Source organism: Pseudoalteromonas sp. D15MCD-2, from assembly GCF_038562745.1.
GTDB lineage: Bacteria > Pseudomonadota > Gammaproteobacteria > Enterobacterales > Alteromonadaceae > Pseudoalteromonas.
Window position 1 is genome coordinate 870,795 of the sequence record NZ_JBCFQE010000001.1, and the last position, 22,871, is coordinate 893,665.

At 42.4% G+C, this 22,871-nt stretch carries 19 protein-coding genes; 14 read left to right on the top strand and 5 right to left on the bottom strand.

The window, feature by feature from the left end; all coding sequences use genetic code 11:
- The first annotated feature begins 198 nt into the window (after positions 1-198).
- From AADY36_RS03970 to AADY36_RS04010, 9 genes are all read left to right on the top strand, one after another.
- Positions 199-1,440 carry a hypothetical protein gene (locus AADY36_RS03970; protein ID WP_342408520.1) on the top strand — a complete coding sequence of 414 codons (1,242 nt, stop codon included), beginning with the start codon at positions 199-201 and terminating at the stop codon, positions 1,438-1,440.
- A 28-nt stretch (positions 1,441-1,468) separates the two neighbouring features.
- Positions 1,469-2,845 carry an SH3 domain-containing protein gene (locus AADY36_RS03975; protein WP_342408521.1) on the top strand — a complete coding sequence of 459 codons (1,377 nt, stop codon included), beginning with the start codon at positions 1,469-1,471 and terminating at the stop codon, positions 2,843-2,845.
- Between the two features lie 8 nt (positions 2,846-2,853).
- Positions 2,854-3,966, top strand: a complete 1,113-nt coding sequence (locus AADY36_RS03980) for a dipeptide epimerase (protein WP_342408522.1) — start codon at positions 2,854-2,856, stop codon at positions 3,964-3,966.
- Complete coding sequence (locus tag AADY36_RS03985) at positions 3,963-4,712, top strand: L,D-transpeptidase family protein (RefSeq protein ID WP_166338091.1); 750 nt, start codon at positions 3,963-3,965, stop codon at positions 4,710-4,712. Before AADY36_RS03980 ends, AADY36_RS03985 begins: the two co-directional genes overlap by 4 nt.
- 80 nt (positions 4,713-4,792) lie before the next feature.
- Positions 4,793-6,361 carry a sodium:solute symporter gene (locus tag AADY36_RS03990; protein WP_342408523.1) on the top strand — a complete coding sequence of 523 codons (1,569 nt, stop codon included), beginning with the start codon at positions 4,793-4,795 and terminating at the stop codon, positions 6,359-6,361.
- A complete protein-coding gene (locus AADY36_RS03995; protein WP_342408524.1) occupies positions 6,362-7,273 on the top strand; it encodes a BadF/BadG/BcrA/BcrD ATPase family protein in 912 nt (303 codons plus the stop codon). It begins immediately after the preceding gene.
- Complete coding sequence (gene murQ / locus AADY36_RS04000) at positions 7,236-8,198, top strand: N-acetylmuramic acid 6-phosphate etherase (RefSeq protein WP_375185674.1); 963 nt, start codon at positions 7,236-7,238, stop codon at positions 8,196-8,198. The genes AADY36_RS03995 and murQ overlap by 38 nt, the downstream gene beginning before the upstream one ends.
- Complete coding sequence (locus AADY36_RS04005) at positions 8,198-9,376, top strand: exo-beta-N-acetylmuramidase NamZ family protein (RefSeq protein WP_342408525.1); 1,179 nt, start codon at positions 8,198-8,200, stop codon at positions 9,374-9,376. Before murQ ends, AADY36_RS04005 begins: the two co-directional genes overlap by 1 nt.
- A gap of 102 nt (positions 9,377-9,478) precedes the next feature.
- Positions 9,479-9,907 (top strand): energy transducer TonB, encoded by a 429-nt coding sequence (locus AADY36_RS04010; protein ID WP_342408526.1) that lies wholly within the window; start codon positions 9,479-9,481, stop codon positions 9,905-9,907.
- Between the two features lie 64 nt (positions 9,908-9,971).
- Here the strand turns inward: AADY36_RS04010 and AADY36_RS04015 are convergent, their stop codons facing one another.
- Positions 9,972-12,992 carry a carboxypeptidase regulatory-like domain-containing protein gene (locus tag AADY36_RS04015; protein ID WP_342408527.1) on the bottom strand — a complete coding sequence of 1,007 codons (3,021 nt, stop codon included), beginning with the start codon at positions 12,990-12,992 and terminating at the stop codon, positions 9,972-9,974.
- A 377-nt stretch (positions 12,993-13,369) separates the two neighbouring features.
- Complete coding sequence (locus tag AADY36_RS04020) at positions 13,370-14,215, bottom strand: MurR/RpiR family transcriptional regulator (protein ID WP_054560797.1); 846 nt, start codon at positions 14,213-14,215, stop codon at positions 13,370-13,372.
- A gap of 337 nt (positions 14,216-14,552) precedes the next feature.
- On the opposite strand from AADY36_RS04020, the gene pbp4b reads away from it, so the two are divergent.
- From pbp4b to AADY36_RS04035, 3 genes are all read left to right on the top strand, one after another.
- The gene (pbp4b, locus tag AADY36_RS04025) at positions 14,553-17,000 is read left to right on the top strand and encodes a penicillin binding protein PBP4B (protein WP_342408528.1); all 2,448 of its coding nucleotides are present in this window, start codon (positions 14,553-14,555) and stop codon (positions 16,998-17,000) included.
- Between the two features lie 94 nt (positions 17,001-17,094).
- Entirely contained in the window at positions 17,095-18,471 is a 1,377-nt protein-coding gene (locus AADY36_RS04030) for a Na+/H+ antiporter NhaC family protein (protein ID WP_342408529.1), read from the top strand.
- Between the two features lie 292 nt (positions 18,472-18,763).
- Positions 18,764-19,510: a hypothetical protein gene (locus AADY36_RS04035; protein ID WP_342408530.1), complete on the top strand. Its 747-nt coding sequence runs from the start codon at positions 18,764-18,766 to the stop codon at positions 19,508-19,510.
- 491 nt (positions 19,511-20,001) lie between these two features.
- Here the strand turns inward: AADY36_RS04035 and AADY36_RS04040 are convergent, their stop codons facing one another.
- Genes AADY36_RS04040 through AADY36_RS04050 form a run of 3 tightly spaced genes read right to left on the bottom strand, consistent with a single transcriptional unit; the run spans position 20,002 to position 21,796 of the window.
- Positions 20,002-20,601, bottom strand: a complete 600-nt coding sequence (locus AADY36_RS04040; RefSeq protein ID WP_342408531.1) for a hypothetical protein — start codon at positions 20,599-20,601, stop codon at positions 20,002-20,004.
- Positions 20,591-21,142 carry an RNA polymerase sigma factor gene (locus AADY36_RS04045; RefSeq protein WP_342408532.1) on the bottom strand — a complete coding sequence of 184 codons (552 nt, stop codon included), beginning with the start codon at positions 21,140-21,142 and terminating at the stop codon, positions 20,591-20,593. Before AADY36_RS04045 ends, AADY36_RS04040 begins: the two co-directional genes overlap by 11 nt.
- Positions 21,143-21,148: 6 nt before the next feature.
- Positions 21,149-21,796, bottom strand: coding sequence for an energy transducer TonB (locus AADY36_RS04050; RefSeq protein WP_342408533.1), 648 nt, complete (start codon positions 21,794-21,796; stop codon positions 21,149-21,151).
- 106 nt (positions 21,797-21,902) lie between these two features.
- Here AADY36_RS04050 and AADY36_RS04055 point away from each other — a divergent pair, with 106 nt between their 5' ends.
- Positions 21,903-22,409, top strand: a complete 507-nt coding sequence (locus AADY36_RS04055; RefSeq protein ID WP_055022027.1) for a DUF3087 domain-containing protein — start codon at positions 21,903-21,905, stop codon at positions 22,407-22,409.
- A gap of 9 nt (positions 22,410-22,418) precedes the next feature.
- A complete protein-coding gene (locus AADY36_RS04060; RefSeq protein WP_342408534.1) occupies positions 22,419-22,868 on the top strand; it encodes a low molecular weight protein-tyrosine-phosphatase in 450 nt (149 codons plus the stop codon).
- Positions 22,869-22,871 lie beyond the last annotated feature (3 nt).

Here is a 22,871-nt window from a genome sequence, read left to right on the forward strand (position 1 = left end):
TAGTTTCACACTCAACTTTGCCTAAATCCTCACTGTTTCAAATCCTTTACGCAATAAAACCGAGTTAATTTGCTTCACGGTCAATTTGTGTTAGATTTAATAAAATATTCCAAAAATAATAACAAGTGGGAATTTTATTTTATGTATGCGAAAGGTGCATATCAAAACAGGCTGGCTATAAGTTGCGGCTTGATGCTCTTGGCTGGTTGTCAAACTAGCACAGAAACAGCCCCGTTAACCGACCAACAATACTTTGAGCAGGTGATGTTAGCGCCTGCTATTTTGCCAGACGATTTAACCAATACCGGTTGTTTATCGCTTGAGAGTGAAACTAAGCTGCAAAGCTATAAATCAGCGGCTGAGGTTAATTACCAGCAAACAGGTTGGCAAAACAGAGTTGCGGCCGATTGGCAGTATTTTTTAGCCCCAGAGCAACCGGGCAAGCTACTCCTAATTGATTATCAAGTTCAAGCAGGGCAATTAGCTTACCGGTATTTAAGTGACGGCAGCCACAATGAGTTGTATGAACCTTGGAGTTCATCAAAAATTCAAGCGTTTAGCGGTGCGCTGTCAAAAGTAAGGCAAACCCACCCTGAGCTTGGTGCAGCTTCATTTGCCGGTGATACAGCACTGGCTGATTTGATCAGCAGTATTAATAGTTACGAAGCATTTGGTAAAGCCGATGGTAATTCAAATGCGATAGCCAGTTATTTTGTCAATGTCGCAGGGCGCGAATATTTGCGTGGGCTTTTTAATGAAGGCTGGCTAAAACTACAGGATCAGCGTTTGTTATTTAACGGCGCATATGGCTCAGAGCAGTTTATGCCATCAGACGAATACTGGCATAACCCTGCCAATAAAGAACTTGATGCAAAGATAGCTCGGTTCAAAGCAAGCAGTGATGATCCTGGCTATTTAGGGTATCGTTGTGAGAGTTGTGGTTTAACGGGCAACAAAGCAATGACCACACTTGCTCAAGCGGAATGGTTAAAACGTCTGGTTAGTCATCAGCGTGAACCAAGTACGCAAATGCCTTATTTACAAGCAACTGATGTTGATGTGCTACTTAATGGCACAGGCCATACAGATGAACATGCTCAAGTTGGCGGTATGATGGTAGGTATCAGTCATATCGTTACAAATGCATTGGCAAATGTTATTGCGCCAAATGATAGTCGTTCTGCAAAAGAAGTGCTCGATAGCGCGACGAATGGGCAGTGGCGTGTTTGGCAAAAAATTGGTTGGGGGCCAAGTGAAACGCGCTCCACCACAGAAACGGTTATGTTGGCACATGTGTGTTTAGGCAATTACCAAGGTGGCCGTGAGTTTACGTTTAGTGTACAGCAGTCAACTTCGGGGGCCGACGAAGCCAATTTGCCAATAGTCGGTAAGCAAATGCAGCAAAAGTTGCAGCATGCTTTTACAAAATTATTAGATTAACGCGTTCAATAAGAATTAAGGTACAGCTATGCGTCGTTCAATTATCGCTTTATCAATTACTTTAGGTGTTGCTTTTAGTGCACCTATGCATGCTGAGGGTTGGCAATCAGATGTAATCGGGGTCACGCAGTCACAGCTTTCGCCTAGCTACTGGCTAGCACAAGGTGCATCTGCAAAAGTGATCATGACTGAGGCGCAAATTGCGGCCTTCAACGAGAAATTAATTAAAGAAAATAAATACATTGTTGATCCTCTTTCATTTCAAAAATCGCTCACTAAAGACGAGCTAACAAGCGCCATTCATTCAGCAAGTTCAATTCCAAAAAGCCCGCGCTTTTTTACCGATGGCCGACAACTCACCGCGAAAGACTTTGCTAAATATCAGGCTAATTTAAACCTTAACAAGGTCGTAGAGAACAATGAGGTACGCTTTGCTGTGGTCGTTAAGCGCACCGCATTACGTACTTTTCCAACTTGGGATCGGGTTTTAAATAGCGGCCTTGATCAAGACTTAGATCGCTTTCAAGAAAGCGGTATGTTTCCGGGCGAAGCGGTTGCTGTATTACATCAAAGCGCAGATAAGAAATGGTTGTTAGTACGTGCTTACAACTATCTTGCGTGGACGCCTGCCGAAGATCTTGCCTTTGCTGATGCAGATAAAATAAAAGCTTATCGCGAACAAGATAACTTTTTGCTGGTAACCGGTGCAAAGGTCAATACTGCTTATGTGCCAAACGATGAAACCCTCTCAGAAGTTCAGCTCGATATGGGAGTACGCTTACCATTAGTTGATAGTGAGCAAGTACCGTATTTGCTCAACGGCCAAAACAGCTATGCTAGCCATGTTGTACAGTTACCTACCCGCGATGAGCAAGGCAAACTTGTTATTAAACCTGCAATGATAAGTAAAACTGCCGATGTAAATTTAGGCTACCTAGACTACAACGAGCAGAATCTCATTAAACAAGGCTTTAAGTTTTTAGGCGAGCGCTATGGTTGGGGCCATGATTACAATGGTCGCGACTGTACTGGCTTTGTTGGTGAAATTTATAAGAGCTTTGGCCTACTAATGCCGCGTAATTCAGGCCAGCAAGGCAGTAGTGAATACGGGCAAAATAATCGCTTTGATAAAAATACTGCGGCAGATGATAAGTTACCGACGCTTAAAAATATGGCGATTGGCGATCTAATTTATATTCCGGGTCATGTAATGATGTACTTAGGAGAGCATCATGGTGAGCCTTATGTTATTCATGACGTTAAAGGCTTAGGTTATAACAAAGGCGATGGCAGTTTTTATAATAGTGCCTTGAATGGGGTGTCGGTCACACCATTATTGCCACTTAGATTATCTCAAGAAACCAGCTACTTAGATCGTGTTTATAACATTAAGCGTATTCGCTAGAGGCCATTATGAAAATTAAAGCTGTTCGCTTTGCAAAGCTCAAAGTGCCATTAGTTACCCCATTTAAAACAGCACTGAGAGAAGTGAGTTATATTGAGGATTTAGTGGTTTTAATCGACACCGAATGTGGCCAAATTGGCTATGGCTCTGCGGCTTCAACACCGGTTATTACAGGTGATACCCACCAAGGGATGATAGCGGTCATTCAGCAGTTTATTGCCCCTAAATTAGTGGGGCAAGAAATCGAAAACATTAATCAGCTTACCCACATTATTCAATCAACGGTGGTTGGTAACAGTAGTGCAAAAGCGGCGTTAGAGCTGGCGGTTTATGACTTGTGGGGCAAGCTCTATCAAGCGCCTTTATATAAGTTACTTGGCGGTGGTAAGTCAGCGCTGAAAACCGATATCACCATTAGTGTCGATAACATAGATAAAATGCTCAGTGATTGTCAGCGAGCGGTTGAGCAAGGTTTTGATGTATTAAAAATAAAAATCGGTAATAACCTTAATCAAGATATTGAACGAGTAAAAGCAATCCATGCAGGGTTTGCCGCTAAGGCGCAGCTGCGTTTAGATGTAAACCAAGGCTGGAATGCCAAACAAACTGTGTATGCACTGCAGCAACTTGAGCAAGCCGGCGTGGTATTAGAGTTGGTTGAGCAGCCAGTAAAAAGCAGTGATATTCAAGGTCTCAAATATATTACTGAGCGAGTGAATACCCCGATTATGGCCGATGAAAGCGCCTTTTCACCTAAGCAAGTGATCCAACTTTTAGAGCTTGGCGCAGTTGATATTATCAATATTAAATTAATGAAAACGGGCGGTTTAAGCCGAGCAATTGAGATTGCTAATATCACAGCCCAATACCAAGCAGAGTGTATGATAGGTTGTATGCTAGAGGGCAGTATTGCCGTTGCAGGGGCTGCACATCTAGCCTCTGCCAAAGCGCAGCAAATCAGTAAAATCGATTTAGATGGCCCAGCCCTTGGTCAATATGACCCTGTGCAAGGGGGCGTTGAATTTAGCGGTCCACAAATACGCTTATCGGATGCCCCGGGTCTTGGCATTGAATCAATAACGGGGCTTGAACTAATTACAAACGGAGTATGGCCAGCATGAAAAAACTAGTCAGTCTTATTGCAGTTATGAGTTTATCGGCTTGTGCCAGCAAAGAGTTACCTAAACCTGTTATTGATAACAGTCATCAACAGCTCGTGGTGGTGGTGGCCAATGATAGTGATGCCATTGATGCCACCTTGTATCGCTTTGAAAAAACCGCTGGCAGCTGGCAACAACAAGGTCAGCAACACGCGGTGGTACTAGGTCGAACTGGCCTTGCGTGGGGAGTGGGGCTGCATCCTGCACAACCTGGTCAGCAAAAACAAGAAGGCGATGGTAAAGCACCTGCGGGTATTTTTGAGCTTGGTACTGCATTTGGTTATTTAGATTCATTACAAACGAACCTCAGTTATCAAGCAATGACAGCAAATGATTATTGTATTGATGTGAAAGGCTCACCGTTTTACAACCAGTTGGTTGATAAAGCACAAGTAGGTGAAGACGCCGTAAAAGACTCTTCAGAATGGATGCGTCGTGATATTTACAGTCAAGATAACCTTTATAAAAAAGGCATTGTTGTTAAGCATAACCCAAGCAATATCAATGGTGCGGGCAGTTGTATCTTTATGCATTTATGGCGGGCACCAAGTAAGCCAACAGCAGGTTGTACAGCAATGACAGAAAGCGATATGGATGCGTTACTTGCTTGGTTAGATGAGCGTAAAAAACCGTTATTAGTCAGCTTGACCAAAGCGCAATATCAACAAAAGCAAAGTCAGTGGCAATTACCTAACTTAGCTAAATAAAAATAATAAAATAAAAGTATTTTAATTTTGTCATAATGATGGAATAATATATTCCAACAAGGTTTGGGTTAGGATAATAAATGAGTGCAAATTACGCTTTTCTCGATTGGCTAGTATTCGCAAGTTACGGTGCAATTTTATTGCTAAGTGGCTGGTGGTTTAATCGCAAACGCGCTAACTCAAGCCAAGATTTTTTTCTAGGCGGAAATAGCATGCCAACTTGGATGGTGGCTATTTCTGTTTTAGCGACTTCGCAATCTGCGGCAACGTTTATTGGTGGGCCTGATCAAGGCTATCAAGGTGATTTTTCATATATTGCGACCAATATCGGTGCGTTTATTGCGGCATTTATTGTATCGGCGTTTTTAATTCCAAAGTTTTACCAGCAAAAAGTGTATACCGTTTACGAACTGCTTGAAAAACGTATCGGGCCAAAGGCCAAGCGCCGTAGCGGCATGATGTATTTATTTGGCCGTGTGTTTGCCAGTGGCGCCCGTTTGTATATGGCAGCGATTGCTGTGGCGATGATTCTGTATGGCAATATCGATGCCGATAGTGTGGTTATCGCGACTTTAGTGCTGGCGCTGGCGGGTCTGCTTTATACCTTTTTGGGTGGCATTCGCAGCGTTATTTATTCTGATGTACTGCAAAGTATCGTTTATGTCAGTGCGGCTATTGCGGTTATTTGGTGCTTGTTGAATGTTATTCCGGCTGACTTCTCAACCATTATTGCAACGCTGAATGAACCAAGTCCTGGTGCAGATTCAAAACTTGCGCTGTTTAAATTTGATTTAGACTTTGGCCCGTCAGGGGTATTTAACATGGCCTCTGTGTTAACGGGGTTTGTGCTATTAAACATCGCCGCATTTGGTTTAGACCAAGATATGACGCAGCGTTTATTAACCTGTAAAAGTCCAAAAGAAGGCAGTAAAGCGTTATTACTATCGGTGGTGATGGTGATCCCGGTTATGGCTATTTTTATCTTTATTGGTTTGCTGCTTTATATTGTTTATCAGCAACCTGCACTAATGAATAACGAAGCTGGGCAAACGGTCGTACAAGAATTTAACGGCGAAAAAATCACTATCTTTATGTACTACGTATTAAACGAAGTACCAGCCGGGGTTAAAGGTTTAGTCAGCGTGGGTATTATTGCAGCTGCTATTTCTACTTTGAACTCTGGGCTTAGTTCGATGTCTTCAGTCATCGTACAAGATATCTATCGCCCGTATTTAGAAAAACATAACAAGCAAGTAAGCGATCATCACTTTGTAAAAGCGGGTCGTGTGGGTATGGCACTAGTGAGCCTTGCCTTAGCGCTGATGGCTATTCTTTGTTATTTCTGGCAGCAATACAGTGATATGCCATTATTAAAATTTGCGCTAAGTGTAATGGTATTTTCGTACAGCGGTTTGTTAGGTGTGTATTTTACTACCTTGTTCACCAAACGAGGCAGTGAAGGCTCAGTGTTAGCAGCACTAATAGCGGGCTTTGTGGTGACCTTATTAATGCAGCCGTACATGATTGACTGGTTACTACCCGAATCAATGCGCTTTTACTTAGGATTTACTTGGCAGCTATGCATAGGTACATTGCTCGCAACACTGGTGTGTTGCCTTGGTAAAGCGGCGCACGAGAAGAGTGCGTAAATGGCTGTACGCTATGTTTTAGCCATCGATGGTGGCGGCACCAAAGTGTTAGCAGAGCTAAAAGAGCAGGCAAGTGGCGCGACTTTTCGTGCCCAGGCGGGTTCGGCATCAATTTCGAATGATCTTGATTTAGCGTTAGAAAACATTGTTAAAGTGACCCGTGATGTATGCCAGCAAAGTGGCGCTGAGCCTAGTGAAATCGTCACCGTTATGGGGGTTGCTGGTGGCTCATCGCAGAGCCTTGCTGAACAATTAACAGTGATGCTCAAGCTGGTTTACGAAATAGAATTTACCAGTTTGCAAATTACCAGTGATGCAATTACGTCATTATATGGTGCTAATCTTGGTGAACCATGTGTGGTTATTGCACTTGGCACCGGTGCCGTCGGCGCAAGATTAAACGCTCAAAAGCAAACTAAGCTGGTGAGTGGCTGGGGTTTTACCGTTGATGATTTTGGCGGTGGTGCGCGTATCGGCCTGATGGCTGTGCAGCAATTATTAAACGATATAGATATTTACGATTTACCAAAAAGCCGATTAACGATTCGTTTGAGTGAGCAGCTAGGATGCACTCGTCAAACAATTAGTCGTTGGCTTAAACAAGCAAAACCCGCGGATTATGCAGCATTTAGCCCGTTGGTGTTTAGCTTACAAAACGACTGTGAGGCGGCAAAAGCGGTATTAACAGAGCACACCCAATCGGTGGTTAGGTTAATAAATAAAAGCCGAGGTAACTCGCCGTTACCGGTGATTTTAATTGGTGGTTTGGCGAAAGTTAGCCAACCGTTATTGCCACTTGCCTTACAAAACGAATTATCTCCTTGTAAGGGAGATTCATTAACTGGTGCCGCTATTTTAGCGGCAAAGCATTACCATGACATTATTGAAAAAGGACAACCCAATGAGCCCTGAGCACGTCTTTAAGCAACAACGTGAGTTACTCGAAGAGTTAAACGGTATTGTCTCTGAAGGACAAAACCCTGACACTTTGGATATCGATCTGCTCAGCTCCACTGAGATCCTCACTAAAATCAATAATGAAGATCACAAAGTAGCGGGTGCCGTGAAACTTGTGATCCCACAAATTAGTGAAGCTGTCGATCATGTCGTTGAAGCATTTCAACAAGGTGGCAGGTTAATATACATTGGTGCTGGCACCAGTGGTCGTTTGGGTATTTTGGATGCGGTTGAATGTGCACCTACTTATAGCGTAAGCGATCAGCAAGTGCTCGGTATTATTGCTGGTGGTGACACCGCGGTTAAAAAAGCCGTAGAAGGCGCTGAAGATAGCACCACGTTTGCTATTGAAGACTTAAAAAATGCTAATTTAACCAGTAAAGATGTCGTGGTTGGCATTGCCGCCAGCGGTCGAACTCCTTATGTTTGCTCGGCAATTGAATACGCTAAATCACTTGGTTGTGTCACTGTGGGTGTCACTTGCAATCCTGATTCAGCGGTGATGCGTTTACCACAAATCGGCATTTGCCCCGTGGTGGGTGCAGAAGCTGTAACTGGCTCTACACGTATGAAATCGGGCACGGCACAGAAGCTGGTGTTGAATATGCTAAGCACAGCTAGCATGATCCGCACAGGCAAGGTGTATAAAAACCTGATGGTTGATGTGAATGCCAGTAACGAAAAACTGCACGCTCGTGCTATTCGTATTGTGATGCAAGCAACAGAGTGTTCTCAGCAGCAAGCTGTGGATGCATTAAAGCAAGCTGAGCAAAGTGCCAAACTAGCAATTTTAATTGTGTTAACTGGAAAACCAGCCCCTGAAGCAAAACAGTTATTGTCAAAAGCGGGTGGCTTTTTACGTAAGGCGGTTGAAGAATAATGCGTTTTTTAGCTGTTTTAGTTCTTAGTTGTTTTGCGCTTTTAGGTTGCCAAGAAACACCTGCACAAGCGCCTAAAAATGCACAGCCTTTACAGGTGGGCGCGGCCAATTTTCAAGCTTATTTACCTGCATTAACAGGGAAAAGTGTTGGCTTGGTAGTTAATCAAACATCTGTGGTTAATGGTCAACATTTGGTTGATGCATTACTTGAGAAAGGCGTTGTCGTTAGCAAAATATTTGCCCCAGAGCATGGCTTTCGCGGCGACCATGACGCCGGTGCTCACGTTAAAAGCACAGTAGATGCTAAAACCGGCATTGATGTTGTGTCGATATATGGCAGTAATAAAAAGCCAAGCCCTGAGATGCTTGCAGATCTAGACGTCATTATTTTTGATATTCAAGATGTCGGTGTGCGTTTTTACACTTATATCAGTTCAATGCACTATGTGATGGAAGCCGCCGCTGAAAATGGTAAAGAGGTTGTAGTACTCGATAGACCTAACCCGAATATAGCCTATGTAGATGGACCTATCCTTGATCCGCAATTTCGCTCATTTGTTGGCATGCACGAAATTCCTGTTTTACACGGTATGACAGTGGCTGAGCTTGCTCAGATGATCAAAGGCGAAGGTTGGATAAATGACGCTGATAAGCTTAAGCTGAGTGTAGTGCCTGTTGAGAATTATGACCGCACTATGGCTTATGAGCTACCAATAAAGCCAAGTCCTAACTTACCAAATGCCCAATCAATTGCGCTGTATCCGTCATTGTGTTTCTTTGAAGCTACGCCTGTGACTATTGGCCGGGGCACTGATTTTCCGTTTCAAGTTGTTGGTTACTCGCCAGTTAAACTCGGCGAATTTAGCTTTACGCCAAGGGCGATTAAAGGCGCTTCAATGCACCCTAAATTCAAAGGGGTCGAAGTATTTGGTCAAGACTTACGAGATGCTGATATTCACGGCCTAGATTTAAGCTTGTTTATTTCGGCTTATCAAAAGCTAACTGCGAATGAGCAAACTTTTTTTGAACGTGCTGATTTTATGGATAAACTTGCAGGGACTGATAAATTGCGTTTAGCCATTGAAGCAGGCCAAACTGAGCAGCAAATAAAGCAAAGCTGGCAAGCCGACTTAAGTGCTTTTAAGCGAAAGCGCTCCCCATATTTGCTGTATCAATAATAACTAGATAACTAGATAAATAAGAACGAGGCGCTTGCCTCGTTTTTTTATGCCTATAAAAAGCTATGTTATATTCATGAACTTGATTTACAAGGATATAGCATGAAAGTTCATTTAATTGCTGCATTTACATTACTTGCTGGCTGCTCACAACTCCCAAACACTACAACAACTAACTCAACCGATGTACTCGATCTTCGTGATGATAAAAACGCAGCAGAACAGCTGTGGACACTTAAACATGCAACAAAGCCCAGTTACCCTAAAGCAGCTTTAATATCTAAGCAGACGGGCTGTGCGCGCTTTATTATTACTATTGATAAACAAGGTAATACCACCGATATCCGTTTTGTAGAGAGCTTCCCTGAAGGGCTATTTGTCGATGTGTCGCGAGAGTCGCTTAAAACTTGGCACTGGCAGGCAAGGGAAAGTAACAGCGAATCGAGAGCGATTATTCGAACTGTGCAACTCGACTACTTTATGAAAGAAGCGAGTAATATGGATGCCGCAAAAGCATTTTGTACAATTTAAGTTTTTACTGTTTTTAAGGCATAAAAAAGGGCCGCTATAGCGGCCCCCAACAGGATTGATAAACTTAGAACTTGAAGTTAAACGACAGCTGCACGCGACGTGGGCTGTAGTAGTTACGATATTCACCAAAGGTTTCTGACGAGACATAAGGGTTATTGTTGTAACCTGTTTGACGGTCAAATACGTTGAAGATATCAGCACGGAATTGTAGTTCCATGTCACCTGAGAATTTAAAGTCTTGGGTGTAGTTTAAGTCAAGTTGCCAGTGGCTTGGGCTACGGCGACTACCTGCAGGCTCGCTGTAACGCGTTGTACCACTTGAGTAACCGTAGATCGAACCATCCCATGCTTCCCAAGGTTTACCCGACTGGAAGACAAAGTATGCACCGATGTTCGCATCCCATGGCACAGTGTAGTAACCATACACTTTTACTTTATGCGGTTTATCACCTGATAGTGTGCCGTATTTGTAATCCCAAGGGTAACGGCCGCGGCCATCACCATAGTTCGATGAACCAATGAAGGTATTAGCATCTGTTGTTGCTGTAGTGTTATCTTGGTCGAAGTTACCGTAGTAATGACTCCAAACATAAGAAGCATTGATGTAGCTGTTTTCACCTAGGTATTCAGCTTCGATGCTGGCTTCCCAATATTTAGTCTCACCACCATCTACTTCGGCAATAACATAAGATGAACCACCAATTTCATCACGGATTTCATCTAGGTTATCTACATATAAACCTTTATCTGCAATATGCTGCGGTACACCATCGGCATCAACGCCAGAGTAGTCAGTTAAGCGCGCATTGTTTGGCATATCTTCCCAGAAATGCGATGCCTTACGGTGACGAACATGAGCACGTAATACTAAATCAGAACCTACATATTTAGTGGTACCAAGTGTAAACTCTTTGATTTGACGAGGTGTTAAATCATCAGCAAATACTTTACCTGATGAGCCTTGACGTGGCTCTGCGTAAATTACGTTACCCGCTTCATCAAATTCAACTTCGATTTCGGCACGGGTATTACGGTCCCAAGATGCAGCTCGCGCTAATGAGCTTGCTTCAGGGTTATACATTGAGAAGTTTGCAAATACTGAGTCTTGGTCTGCATAATTCCAATTCACACCTAAACGCGGTTGGATCATATCTGACCAATCTGTTTGGTACATTTTGTATTTTTCGCCTGGTGCTAACTCATAACCAGAGAGCGTGCCAGATGCCGATTTAAGACCTTGGCCATACCAAGTATCGCGGCTTACGAGTACACCCACATTGTAAGTCCAATCACCTACTTCAATGGTATCGTTGATTTCGAAATTCAGTGTTTTCATTTCTGAGTTGATAGCAGAAACGGCGTCTTCACCAGCAACCAAGCTCATTTGTTGTACGCGAGCACGGTAAATAACCGGGGCAGAGCTGCCTTCTTCTAAGCTTTCATCGAGGCCGCCAACATAAGAGATTCTACCCCAACCGTTTGAAAGGCGAGACAGTACTTCTTTGCTTTCTTTCCATTCACCACCTACATGTAACGTATGGTAAGTATCGCCCCAGCTAAATTCATGTTCTAGGTTTAACTCGAAGCTATCACGGTAAAAGTCGATATTATCGTATTGGTAATACGCACCAACACCGCCGCCGCCAAGCATTTCGCCGTTTTCAGTATAACCGTATTGTGCAATTAAAGGTGCGGCGCCTGCATTAAACGCAGCTATTTGCTCTGCAGTGTAGTTATCATCAGCATCTAATAAGCTTGGTACACTGAAGTAACCCATTTCAGTTAGGTTACTTAAGTCAAGTTGACCCGTTAACGATGGTACTACAGATAGTTCTGTATCAGGTGTGGTACCAGACTCTATTTCTAATTTACTGTACTGGAATGAAAGGGTTGTTGCATCACCTAAAAGCCATGAACCATCTAAGGTAAAGATATCTTGGTCGGCTACATCTCCTGCAGATACACTGTCAGTTTCGTAAGCGCCAACTGAGCGACCTTCAATGGTCTTTTCTGAGGTACGCTGTGAAATATTAAGTAAAATATCATCAGTAGGCGCCCAAGTTAACTTACCAAAGTATTCATCACGCACACTCTTATAGTCTTTTACTTCACCATAAGCAGTATCTTTATTAGTACGAGTTTCCTCAGGACGATAATAAGAAGTGTAGAAGTATAAAGAGTCTTCAATAAGCGGGCCGCCTAAACTTGCTGTAAGCCAGCTTTTATCTAGCTCATAGCTTTCTTGACCTGTTGGAGTCGCAACTAAACTTTTAGGTTGAACCTTGTATTCAACATTACCGTGGAATTCGTCAGTACCTGATTTTGATACCGTATTGATTGAGAAGCCGCCTGAGCGGTTAAAACCAACGGCTTTTGCACCACCGCGGTCCATAGTTACGTAAGCAACGTCATGAGTTGATGGCTCTGATGCTAAGTTACCAAACATAGGTAGAGATACATCAACACCATCAAAACCATACGAGTTATCAACACCAGAACCACCGGCTGATGGGCCTAGCGTTGAGTTTTCAGATAGTTCAACACCCGGTACTAGTTTTAATAGGTCACGGTAATCTTGACCAACTGGCACGCTATTGATTGCTTCTTCACCAAGTGAGTTAGTCAGTGCAGACTTACCTTGGCGGAATAATTTACTGCCGGTAACCGTGATGACTTCAACGTTTTCGTTAGCACCACCCATAGTGACGTTTAGGCTCGAAGTTTGTTCAAGTAAAACATCCACAGTCATGGTTTGAGTTACACCGTTTTTATCGGTGAAAGTCAGTTCATAAGTACCTGGTTTTAATTGTGGTAAGTCGTAGCTGCCGTCTTCTCGCGTAACAACGGTACGTGGTTTTGGCATCACATTACTTTTTGCTGTAACAGTGATCCCTGCCAGTGACTGCTGTGCTTCTGGTGATGAAACCTTACCTTTGATCCCCCCGGTTAGATTTGCAAAGGCTGGCGCGCTGGCGAGTGCCGCGGCCATAACAACACCTGTAAAGGCTGTTTTCTTTGCGCGAAGTGCATTGCTAGTCGCTTTTGCTATATAGCTCATTGCGAGTGTGGATGCATGTTGTTTCATTGTTTCCCGTCCTTATATTTATATGCTTTGCTGGACTACTTACCCAATTGAGACTTATGAACTTTAAAATTATGTTGCCCATATATTAAACAGGTGTTATTTAAGTTGGTCAAGAATATTTTTTCATTTAAAGGTTGGTTTTTAGGAATAAAATATATAACCGATTTTAGGTAAAGATCAGTAATGACTTGCTTTAACGGGGTGCTAATTTATTCTTAGTACAATTTTGTAAGAAATTATGATTTTAAAGTCAGTCGCTTATCGCAATTGTTTGGTAGTTTAGAGGAGGAAGGGGATTGTTAAACTGCATCCTAAATTAGGTATAAAAAAAGCAGCCTGAGCTGCTTTAAAGTATTTATATAACCTTATTGAAGAAATTAGTTATTCTTAAATTCGCCAACAACTTCATTAGAATGTTCTAGTAACTTACGACCTTGGCGGCTTGACTGTGTTAGAGCAATAAACAAAATATCAATGACAAAATCTTGTGCCGTACGCGCTAAAATTGACGATAAACGAACAGATTCGCCTTCAGCAACTGAATAAAGTTTTACATCAGCTGAGTCAGCAACAAGGCTACTACCAAATTTAGTCACTGAGATCACCGAGCTTGAGTTTTTCTTAGCTTGTTTAACAACTTCGGCAATTTCGCGAGTCATACCTGACTCACTTATCGCGATAACCAAATCACCTTTTGAAAACGTCGCAACATATGCAAGTTGTGCATGGCCATCTGGCTCTGCAATTGCAGGCATACCGAGTTTTTGTAACTTATAAGAAAAATCTTTTGCAACCAGCGCTGAGCCACCTAATCCACAAATCAGAATACGTTTTGCTGATTTTAATAGCTCTACCGCTTTTTCGACTGCCGGCGCTTCGTTGAGGTTTTTGGTTTCGGTTAACACCGCCAATTTACTGCTTAATAGTTTTTCGGCGATTTGCTCTAGCGAGTCATTCAGAGTGATCTTGCCATGTAGCTTAGGTTCGCTGCTTTCATCGTTAAGTGCATCAATTACCGCAAGTTTAAAAGCAGGGAAGCCTTTATAACCTAACTTTTGCGAAAACTTCACCACACTTGATTGGCTTACACCAACCACTTTTGCTAGTTCAACCGATGATAAATTACGAATCGCATTCGCTGAATTTAACGTAAAGTCAGCAAGCTTAGCTTCGCTGCTCGATAGTGATTGGCGTAAGGCTTTAATTTTTACAAAAGTAGACATAGGGCTCACTTTGTTTGCTTAACTTAGTCAAAGCGCAAAGCGATGGTTCTATTATAAACACAGGGCTTGGGCGCATTGTTTGCTTAACACGACGACTTATTTTTGTTTTAGCAGACCTAAGTTTGGAATATTTTTCTTAATTTAGATGGAATAATATAGTTTTATTCCATAATAGATACAACTCTAATTATTGAGATAGCTCTATTTTTAGTAACTTAGCGATAATGTATGCTTTTTATTCTTTAATTGTGAAATAAAATATTTTACATGTTAAGTGGGTGTTGCTACTGTATTGCTGAGAATCGTCAACGCTTAAATCATCAGGTATGAATCTGTTATGAGTTTTACCCCTTTGAAAACATTACTTAAACAGCTGTGTTATCTAAGTAGTGCGGCATTATTAGTAAGCTGTGCCAGTAATCCATATACCTACACACAATCAGCTAATTACAGCCACCGTGTTAAGTTTTTAGTGATGCATTACACCGCCATTGATTACGAAAAATCAATGCGTGCGCTCGTGGATGAAGGGGGCTTAAGTTCACATTATTTATTACCTGAATCAGGCGACCCGAGTTATCCAAAAGATGAATTAGAAATTACTCAGCTGGTTGATGAGAAAGATAGGGCATGGCACGCCGGACGCAGTTTTTGGCAAGGCCGAGAAGATTTAAATGATCATTCTATTGGTATTGAAATAGTGAATGTACCAACCTGTCATATTCCTGAGCAAGCAAACCTTGCGATGGAAAATGACGCAAGTAAGTTATGTATTTTTCCTGACTATGATGCTAAACAAATAGAGCTACTAATAAAGCTTAGTAAAGATATTCTTGCTCGTAACCCAGATATCGGGCCAACTCAAGTTGTTGGCCATTCTGATATTGCCCCAAGCCGTAAGAACGACCCAGGCCCGCGTTTTCCTTGGTATCAACTTTATAAAGCAGGTATCGGTGCGTGGTACGACAGCGACACCGTTGATAAATATTGGCAGTTATTTAGCGCATCAAAACCTTCAGTTGAATTAATGCAAAAAGCACTACGCAGTTACGGCTATGAGGTGATTGCAACGGGTCAGCTTGATTCGCAAACGCTAGATGCTCTAAGTGCCTTTCAAATGCACTTTTTACCTTGGCATGTAAGCGGTAATAGTGATGCCAGAAGTGCGGCTGTGCTATTTGCATTACTAGATAAGTACTTCCCTAAAAAGCTAGAGCGATTATTTAAAGAATATCAGCAGCAACAGCAAGCGGTTGAGCCTGCGCCAAAAACACTGGCTAATGCACAAGTGATAGCGCGTATTCCGGCTCTTGATCCAAGCAGTCGCGCGCTTGTTAACGACCGAGGCACATTTACTGCCTATAAAGGTCGCGGTGAGATCATCATTGACAACCAAGATGCAACCAGTGCTGATATTTTCATTAATGGTGAAAAAATTAATATTGCCTCACCATTAACAGCCGAAAAAATATATCAATACAGTTTGGCTAAACGCACCCGCGATGGCATAAACACGTATAAAGTAGAAAGTGTATTGCCTGAAGGGGCAAGCTTAACCTTACGTTTTCCTTACCCAACGCTTGATAAAAACAGCACTCAAAAGCGTTTTAGTGCTGTTGATGAATTAATTAATCAAGAGGTTAAAGAGGGCTTTCCGGGCGCGGTACTCGCCGTTGTTAAAGATGGCAAGTTGATTAAACTAAGCCATTATGGCGCGGCTAAAAAGTACCATGCTGATGGCAGTGAACTTGCAAGCCCACAAGCTATGCAAAACGATACCTTGTTTGATATAGCTTCAAACTCAAAAATGTTTGCCACTAATTTTGCGCTGATGAAGCTTGCCAGCGAAGGTAAACTCGACGTAGAAAAACCACTGTTTTATTACCTACCAGAATTTAGAGGCAGCGGCCGTGAACAGCGTTTAGTAAAAGATTTACTCACCCACAGTGCGGGTTACCCTGCGGTGGTTGATTTTCATCGTAAAGACAATAAATTTGGTGAGCGCTTTTTTTCTCAAAACAGCCTGCGTACTAAAAACCTACTGTTAACAGGTGTCCCTTTCGTGGCTGGTCGTAACGTAAAACACCTATATTCTGATATCGATTATATGTTGCTTGGTGTACTGGTAGAGCGTATTAGTGGTATGGCGCTCGATACCTATGTAGAAAGCCAAATTTATCAGCCGCTTGGTTTAACGCATACGGTTTATAACCCATTGCAAAAGGGTTTTTTATCTTCGCAAATTGCCGCCACTGAAATTAACGGCAACACCCGAGGTGGTCGCATCGAGTTTGAAAATATTCGAACCGATGTACTGCAAGGTGAAGTACATGATGAAAAAGCATTTTATGCTTTAGGTGGTGTAGCGGGGCATGCTGGGCTTTTTAGTACCGCCGGTGATTTGTCTGTGCTTATGCAGGTACTACTCAATGGTGGCGGCTACGACAACAAGCAAATTTTTACGCCACAAGTACTTGAGCAATTCACAAACTCCCAAGCAAGTGATGAGACTTATGGTTTAGGATGGCGTAGAGCGGGGCATCAAGCGCGTAAATGGCATTTTGGCCCTTATGCTAGCCCGCGGGCTTTTGGTCATACCGGCTGGACAGGGACTGTGACCGTTATTGACCCAGAGTATGACCTTGCTATTGTGCTATTAACCAATGCCCGTCATTCACCGATTGAAGGTTCGCGAGAAAATTACCAGTTTGTCGGCAAGCGTTTCGAAACAGGTAAGTATGGCTCTATTATCTCACTGATTTATGAGAGTATATTAAATCACTAGTCGAATTAAGTTGAGTTTGGTGGCAAAGCCATTAAGCTTAGCGAGTTTTCGCATAATAAAAATAAAATGTTGTTCTTAATTTAAAAGGGTTTTTATGTCTTGGTATTCAATTTTACCACCCTTGATTGCTATCTTAATTGTGTTTTGGCGCAAAGAAGTGATCATGGCGTTATTGGTCGCGGTTGCGTCGTCTGAGTTTTTGCTTGCTCTGAATGGTGAAGGTAATACCTTGTTTTTCACCTTTATCAACACTATTGAGCGAGTCATTGAGGTTGCCAGCTCCCCTGGTAATAGCCGCATCCTTATTTTTAGTATCTTAATTGGTGCTTTACTTGCCTATATTCGTGAATCTGGCGGTGTAGCCGCTACCGTTAATTTACTGATGAACAAAGGGGTTGCTAAAAGTAAGCGCCAAGTGGGCTACTTAACCATGTTCTCTGGTATTGCGGTATTCATTGAATCGAACTTAAGCGTATTAACCTCGGGAATTTTATCGCGTGGTTTATTCGATAAATTTAAAATGAGCCGAGCACGCCTTGCTTACATTATCGATAGTACCAGCGCACCTGTGTGTATCTTAATCTTGCTAAATGGATGGGGCGCATACGTACTGGGCCTTCTTGGCAACTACGAAATGGAAGAGTCTGCGGTTTCGGTATTGTGGGGCAGTATTGGTTATAACTTCTATGCTATTATCACCTTACTTATCGTGTTCTACACCATTACCTTTGACAAGGTACATGGCCCATTAAAGCAAGCAGAAGAAAGCCTAGAGCAACAAGAAACCGAACTAACAGAAGAAGTAAAAGGCTCAAAAGCACGTTACATGCTTGTGCCTCTTATTACCCTAATTGGTAGTATGGTTGGCTTTATGTTCTGGACCGGCGATGGCGATATTGCCAGCGGTAGTGGTTCTAAATCAGTGCTGTATGCAACTATTTTAGCCTGTGTTGTAGCTTACTTTTTAATGATTAGCTCGCGTGAATTTACACACCATAAGCTGGTAGATATTGGCTTTAAAGGAATGGGCGAGTTACTGCCATTAGTGTCTATTGTATTGCTATCACTCACGTTAGGTGCAAGCTTGAAAGACCTTGGTACCGGTGTGTTTGTTGCAGGCCTAGTCGGTGATTTCTTGCCTATTTACTTGGTTGTGCCAGTGCTATTTATTACAGGTGCGGTTATTTCATTTACCACAGGTACCTCATGGGGCACATTCGCAATACTTATTCCAATTGGTGTACCGCTCATTCAAGCTTTAGGTTTACCACCTTCATTGGTTATTGCCGCTATTTTAGGTGGTGGTGTGTTTGGCGACCACTGCTCGCCAATCTCAGATACCAGCGCGGTATCGGCTATTGCATCAGGGTGCGATTTATTAACTCACGTAAAAACCCAAATGCCATACGCCTTATTCGGCGGCGCATTAACCTTTATCGCTTACCTAGTGACGAGTATTATTGTTTTATAAGTAAAAGCTTTAAGTTGTAAGTTATAAGTAAAAAAACCACAGAGAAGTCTGTGGTTTTTTATTGCTTGAATTTCGATAACTCGCATATTCAAGTTTGATAGCCGTCAGCCGTCAGCCGTCAGCCGTCAGCCGTCAGCCGTCAGTTTGAAAGCTGATGGCTCGTCGAAACTTTCGCGCGAAATAAATTTCACGCCTACGGTACTCCTTTACTCTTTCCCCTTGTAACTCGCTAACTTGTTTTAAATCTGCTAGCTTAGCAAGTTCTTATTCTTAAAAGGATTTAACCAGTCGTATGAAGTCAGAAAAGTTTTTTAAATGGGTGTGGAATGTTAACGGCCTAATTTTACTCATAGGTTTAATCATTGGAGCAGCAGCAATAGGGTATAACTTTGTTGCTTACTTACTTAAGTCCGATAACCATGTACAGCAACAAACACTAAACTTAGCTGAAGATGAAAAGCAGCAAGAAAAGTGGAAACTAGGTTACCCTCGTAAGGTCGAGGGGAGTGATTTTTACTTTATCCCGTTGGAATCAGAAAAACTGGATATCGAGGTGAAAGCTGACGTAACAGTTTACAATAATTTTAGCGGTGGTTATAAATACAGACCTACGCGCTCAAAGAACATCTTGTTTCTTAATGACAAAACCAATCACGCCAAGTGGCTATTTAAAACAACGGATCAGTTGATCATAGAGTTTGGTGCTTTAAGCCATTACAAAGAGTTTGATACTCGTCCTTACAAGGAGCAAAAAGTCTATGCTCCTAAGGCAGTTTCGTATGAAGTTATCAAAAACGATACCAACAACGACAAACTGCTCGATGGCAAAGATAAGCGCACCTTCGCGCTAAGCAAGATTGATGGCTCAAACTACAGCGAAGTTATTTCAGGTTACAACCGCATTGTAGAGTCTAACCTCAATGCTGAAGGCAATTTATTCGTTGTATTTATCAACAACGATGAAGTTTACTCTATGCTGATAGACCTAGATACATTTGAAGTGATTAGTAAAAGCATGCTACCGAAGGTAGGGGAGTGAAATTGATGTTAGGTATCAGATGTCAGAAGAATGATCTGACATCTGAAAACTAACTACGCGGGGTAAACCCGCTGCTATCTAAAAACTTGCAACTTTACTCTTGTAGCCCTCTAAATTTTTTTAAATCAGATAGCTGACGGCTTCGAGTGTGTTGGGTTTCACTCCGTTCTACCCAACGTCACGTAGGTCGTCATTTATGGCGACAAATTATCTTTTCATTAACGGGCTAAAGCCCGACCTACAAGAGTATGAATTGAGGCCATCGCGCGAAATAAATTTAACGCCTACGCGGGGTAAACCCGCTGCTATCTAAAAACTTGCGACTTTACTCTTGTAGCCCGCTAACTTGTTTTAAATCTGATAGCTGATGGCTCGTTGAACCATCGCGCGAAATAAATTTCACGCCTACGGTACTCCTTTACTCTTTCCCCTTGTAACTCGCTAACTTGTTTTAAATCTGATAGCTGACGGCTGAGAGCTGACCGCTGCTTTCAAGCTTTACACTTTTTCGCCTCATGAGTCAGCTGTTTGAGTGCAATGATTTGGCCTTGCTTGTTTTGGTCTAGGGCGAGTAGGTCACCTTGGTGAATATGAGTATCTAGGGTGCCGTGTTTTTGTAGTTCTTCAAGGAGTGATTGTTTAATTTGTACTATGACATTTTGCTCGCAGTCGGCGATATACCAGTCGTTATCAACACTGACTAGACGGCCGGTGAAGCTGGTGCGGGCTTGGTGATTGGCTAATGCTTGTTGATAGTTAGCATCTAGGTTTTGTTTTTGTTGTTTAAGATTACTCACATAGCTGCCTTTGGCGTCGAGTTCGTGTACCTCAAGCCATTGATAATCCGATAAATCCACGGCATAAACATGGGTTAACTCGCGGTTGTTGTATTGCAGCATGACAAAACCAAGAATCGCTAAAGCAGCAAATACTCCGGTCATTTGCAGGCCTAAAAAGCGCTGTGGCCTTGGCGTTGCCGACTGTGGCTTTTGCATGTGTGAAAGCTCGTCGCTGCTTAAGCTGTGCTCTGCCTTACGTTTTTGAAAATGTGCTTTTAAATCAGCATCGAATTGCTCGTCGTTACGCTTCATGATGGCCTCCTAGTTGTTGTTTCAGGTTTTGACGGGCATATCGCAGCCGAGTTTTAATGGTCTCTGGGTTACTTTGTGTGATAGCAACAATATCTTCGAGACTAAAGCCTTCTTGTTGTAAGGTCAGCGCTTCACGTTGAACAAAGCTAAGCCCCATAAGTGCTTTATCAAAGGCTTCATAGTCGTAGTGATAACTTGCATCCTGAGATTCAGTAAATAGTTGGTTGTCTTCTAATTCAACGAACTTTTGCTGCTTACGAAATTCATCAATTAATAAATTACGTGCTAACCGAAAAAGCCACGCTTTTGGGTTGTTTTGAGCATTGTAAAAGTCGCGTTTATCAATGACTTTTAACCAGGTTTGCTGGCATATATCAAGGGCCAGATCTTTATCACTTTGGGTGACTAGGTAGTGATAAAGATCGTTCCCGTATTGAGCAACGAGTTGGTTAAGGTAACGGTTGTCGCCCGTTTTGGCATACTGCGCCAAACAATCTGTGTTTGGCTTGTCAAATAACCATGTCTTGATGCTCATTAGCATAGGCAGTTATCCATCTATTTTAAAATCAAGTTGAACGCTTTGGTTTGTTTGTAATTGTGCCACACCTTCAACAACTTTAGGGCGATATTTCCAACGTTTAATGGCGCGAATTGCTTCACGGTTAAATACCCGTTTGGGCTCGGCATCAATAATAACAGGGTCAATCACTTCGCCAGTCGGAGAAATGCTAAAGCTAATTTGTACCCAACCTTCAATGCCATCACGAGCTGCTACCGGAGGGTACTTAGGGTTTATACGCACAATTGGTGTCGCATCTCCTGTTGGTTGGTTAATGCTTTTGCTAAGCGTGTCGCCAATGTTATCGAAAGTCATACTTGGTGTTAAATCCGCTACTACAACGGTATCGGTCGAATCAATTGTTGGGCGTGGCGGTACTTTTGGTGGCATTTTAGCAACTGGCGGTGGCGGCAGTGTTTGCTTTACTTGCACTTTTGAGTCTTCCGGTACTTCATAAATTTCAACCGTGATATCTGGGCCTGTTTTTACATCGGCTCTTTGCTCAGCAGAAATTAAGTACTGCATAAATGCAAATGCTGCAAAGGTCATGACACCGCCGCCAATAATTGCTGCGGTTGTCTTTAAAGCAGCATTGCTGTTATTCAAGCTTGCTGAGTTTAGTGGTAAAGTATGCATAGCCGTTCCTCTTTGGATAATTGCTTTCATAGCTAAAACGGCTGGCAAATAAAAAAGGGGTGAAATTTTTTTCACTTTTTATTTTTCACAAGTTTTTTAGGTTGTTATGAAACTTATTCAAATAGATAAAGCCCGTTACCGTAAACATTTAAACCAAGTAATTATTGCTTGTGTAATTGCTTTAGCCGTTGGCAGTTTAGCCATTTCACAAACGTTAATAGCGTTATTTCCTGACCCAAGCGGTAGCCATTTTCATTGGAACCTATTAGGTGTTGTTGTGTGTAGTTTGCTGGTGGGTTTTGTGCTTAATAAATACCGCAATCATGATTACATGACTGAAATAGTCTATGTGTGGGAGCTTAAAAAAGCGCTGAATAAAATCACCCGTAAAATGCCAAAGTTAAAAGCAGCAGGGCGTGAGGGCAATGCAGATGCTTTATTAGCAATTCAATACAGCTATGCGGGATCACGTTTGTTATGGCAGCTTGATGACAACACTATTACCATGGATGAGTTGGCAATTAAGCAGGCAGAGCTTGATAGTGTTGCAGATAAATACAACCTCTCGCTTGATGCAGAACGTTATGATGAGTCAATCTTAAAGCAATTTTAAGGACGAATAATGAAAAAGGTTTTGATTGTTTGCTTAGGCAATATTTGTCGTTCACCTACTGCAGAAGCGGTACTTCGTAGTCGTGCCATGGCGCTGGGTGTCAATGTTATAGTTGATTCTGCTGGCACCATTGGTTACCACCAAGGTAATCCACCTGATTCACGTTCAAAAGCAGCAGCCGAAAAGCGCGGTTATAGTTTTAAAGGCATCTATTCACGACCTGTGACTCAAGCTGATTTTCATGAGTTTGACTTAATTCTCGCAGCCGACAAGCAAAATCTTGCTGATTTACAAGCCCAGTGTCCAGAGCACTTACAATATAAGCTGTCGCTGTTTTTAAGTCATGGTGATGCAGGGGAGAGTGAGATCCCAGATCCCTATTATGGTGGCGATCAAGGCTTTGAAAAAGTACTCGATTTAATTGAGGACGCAGCCGATAACCTGCTTAAAAAGCTATAAAAA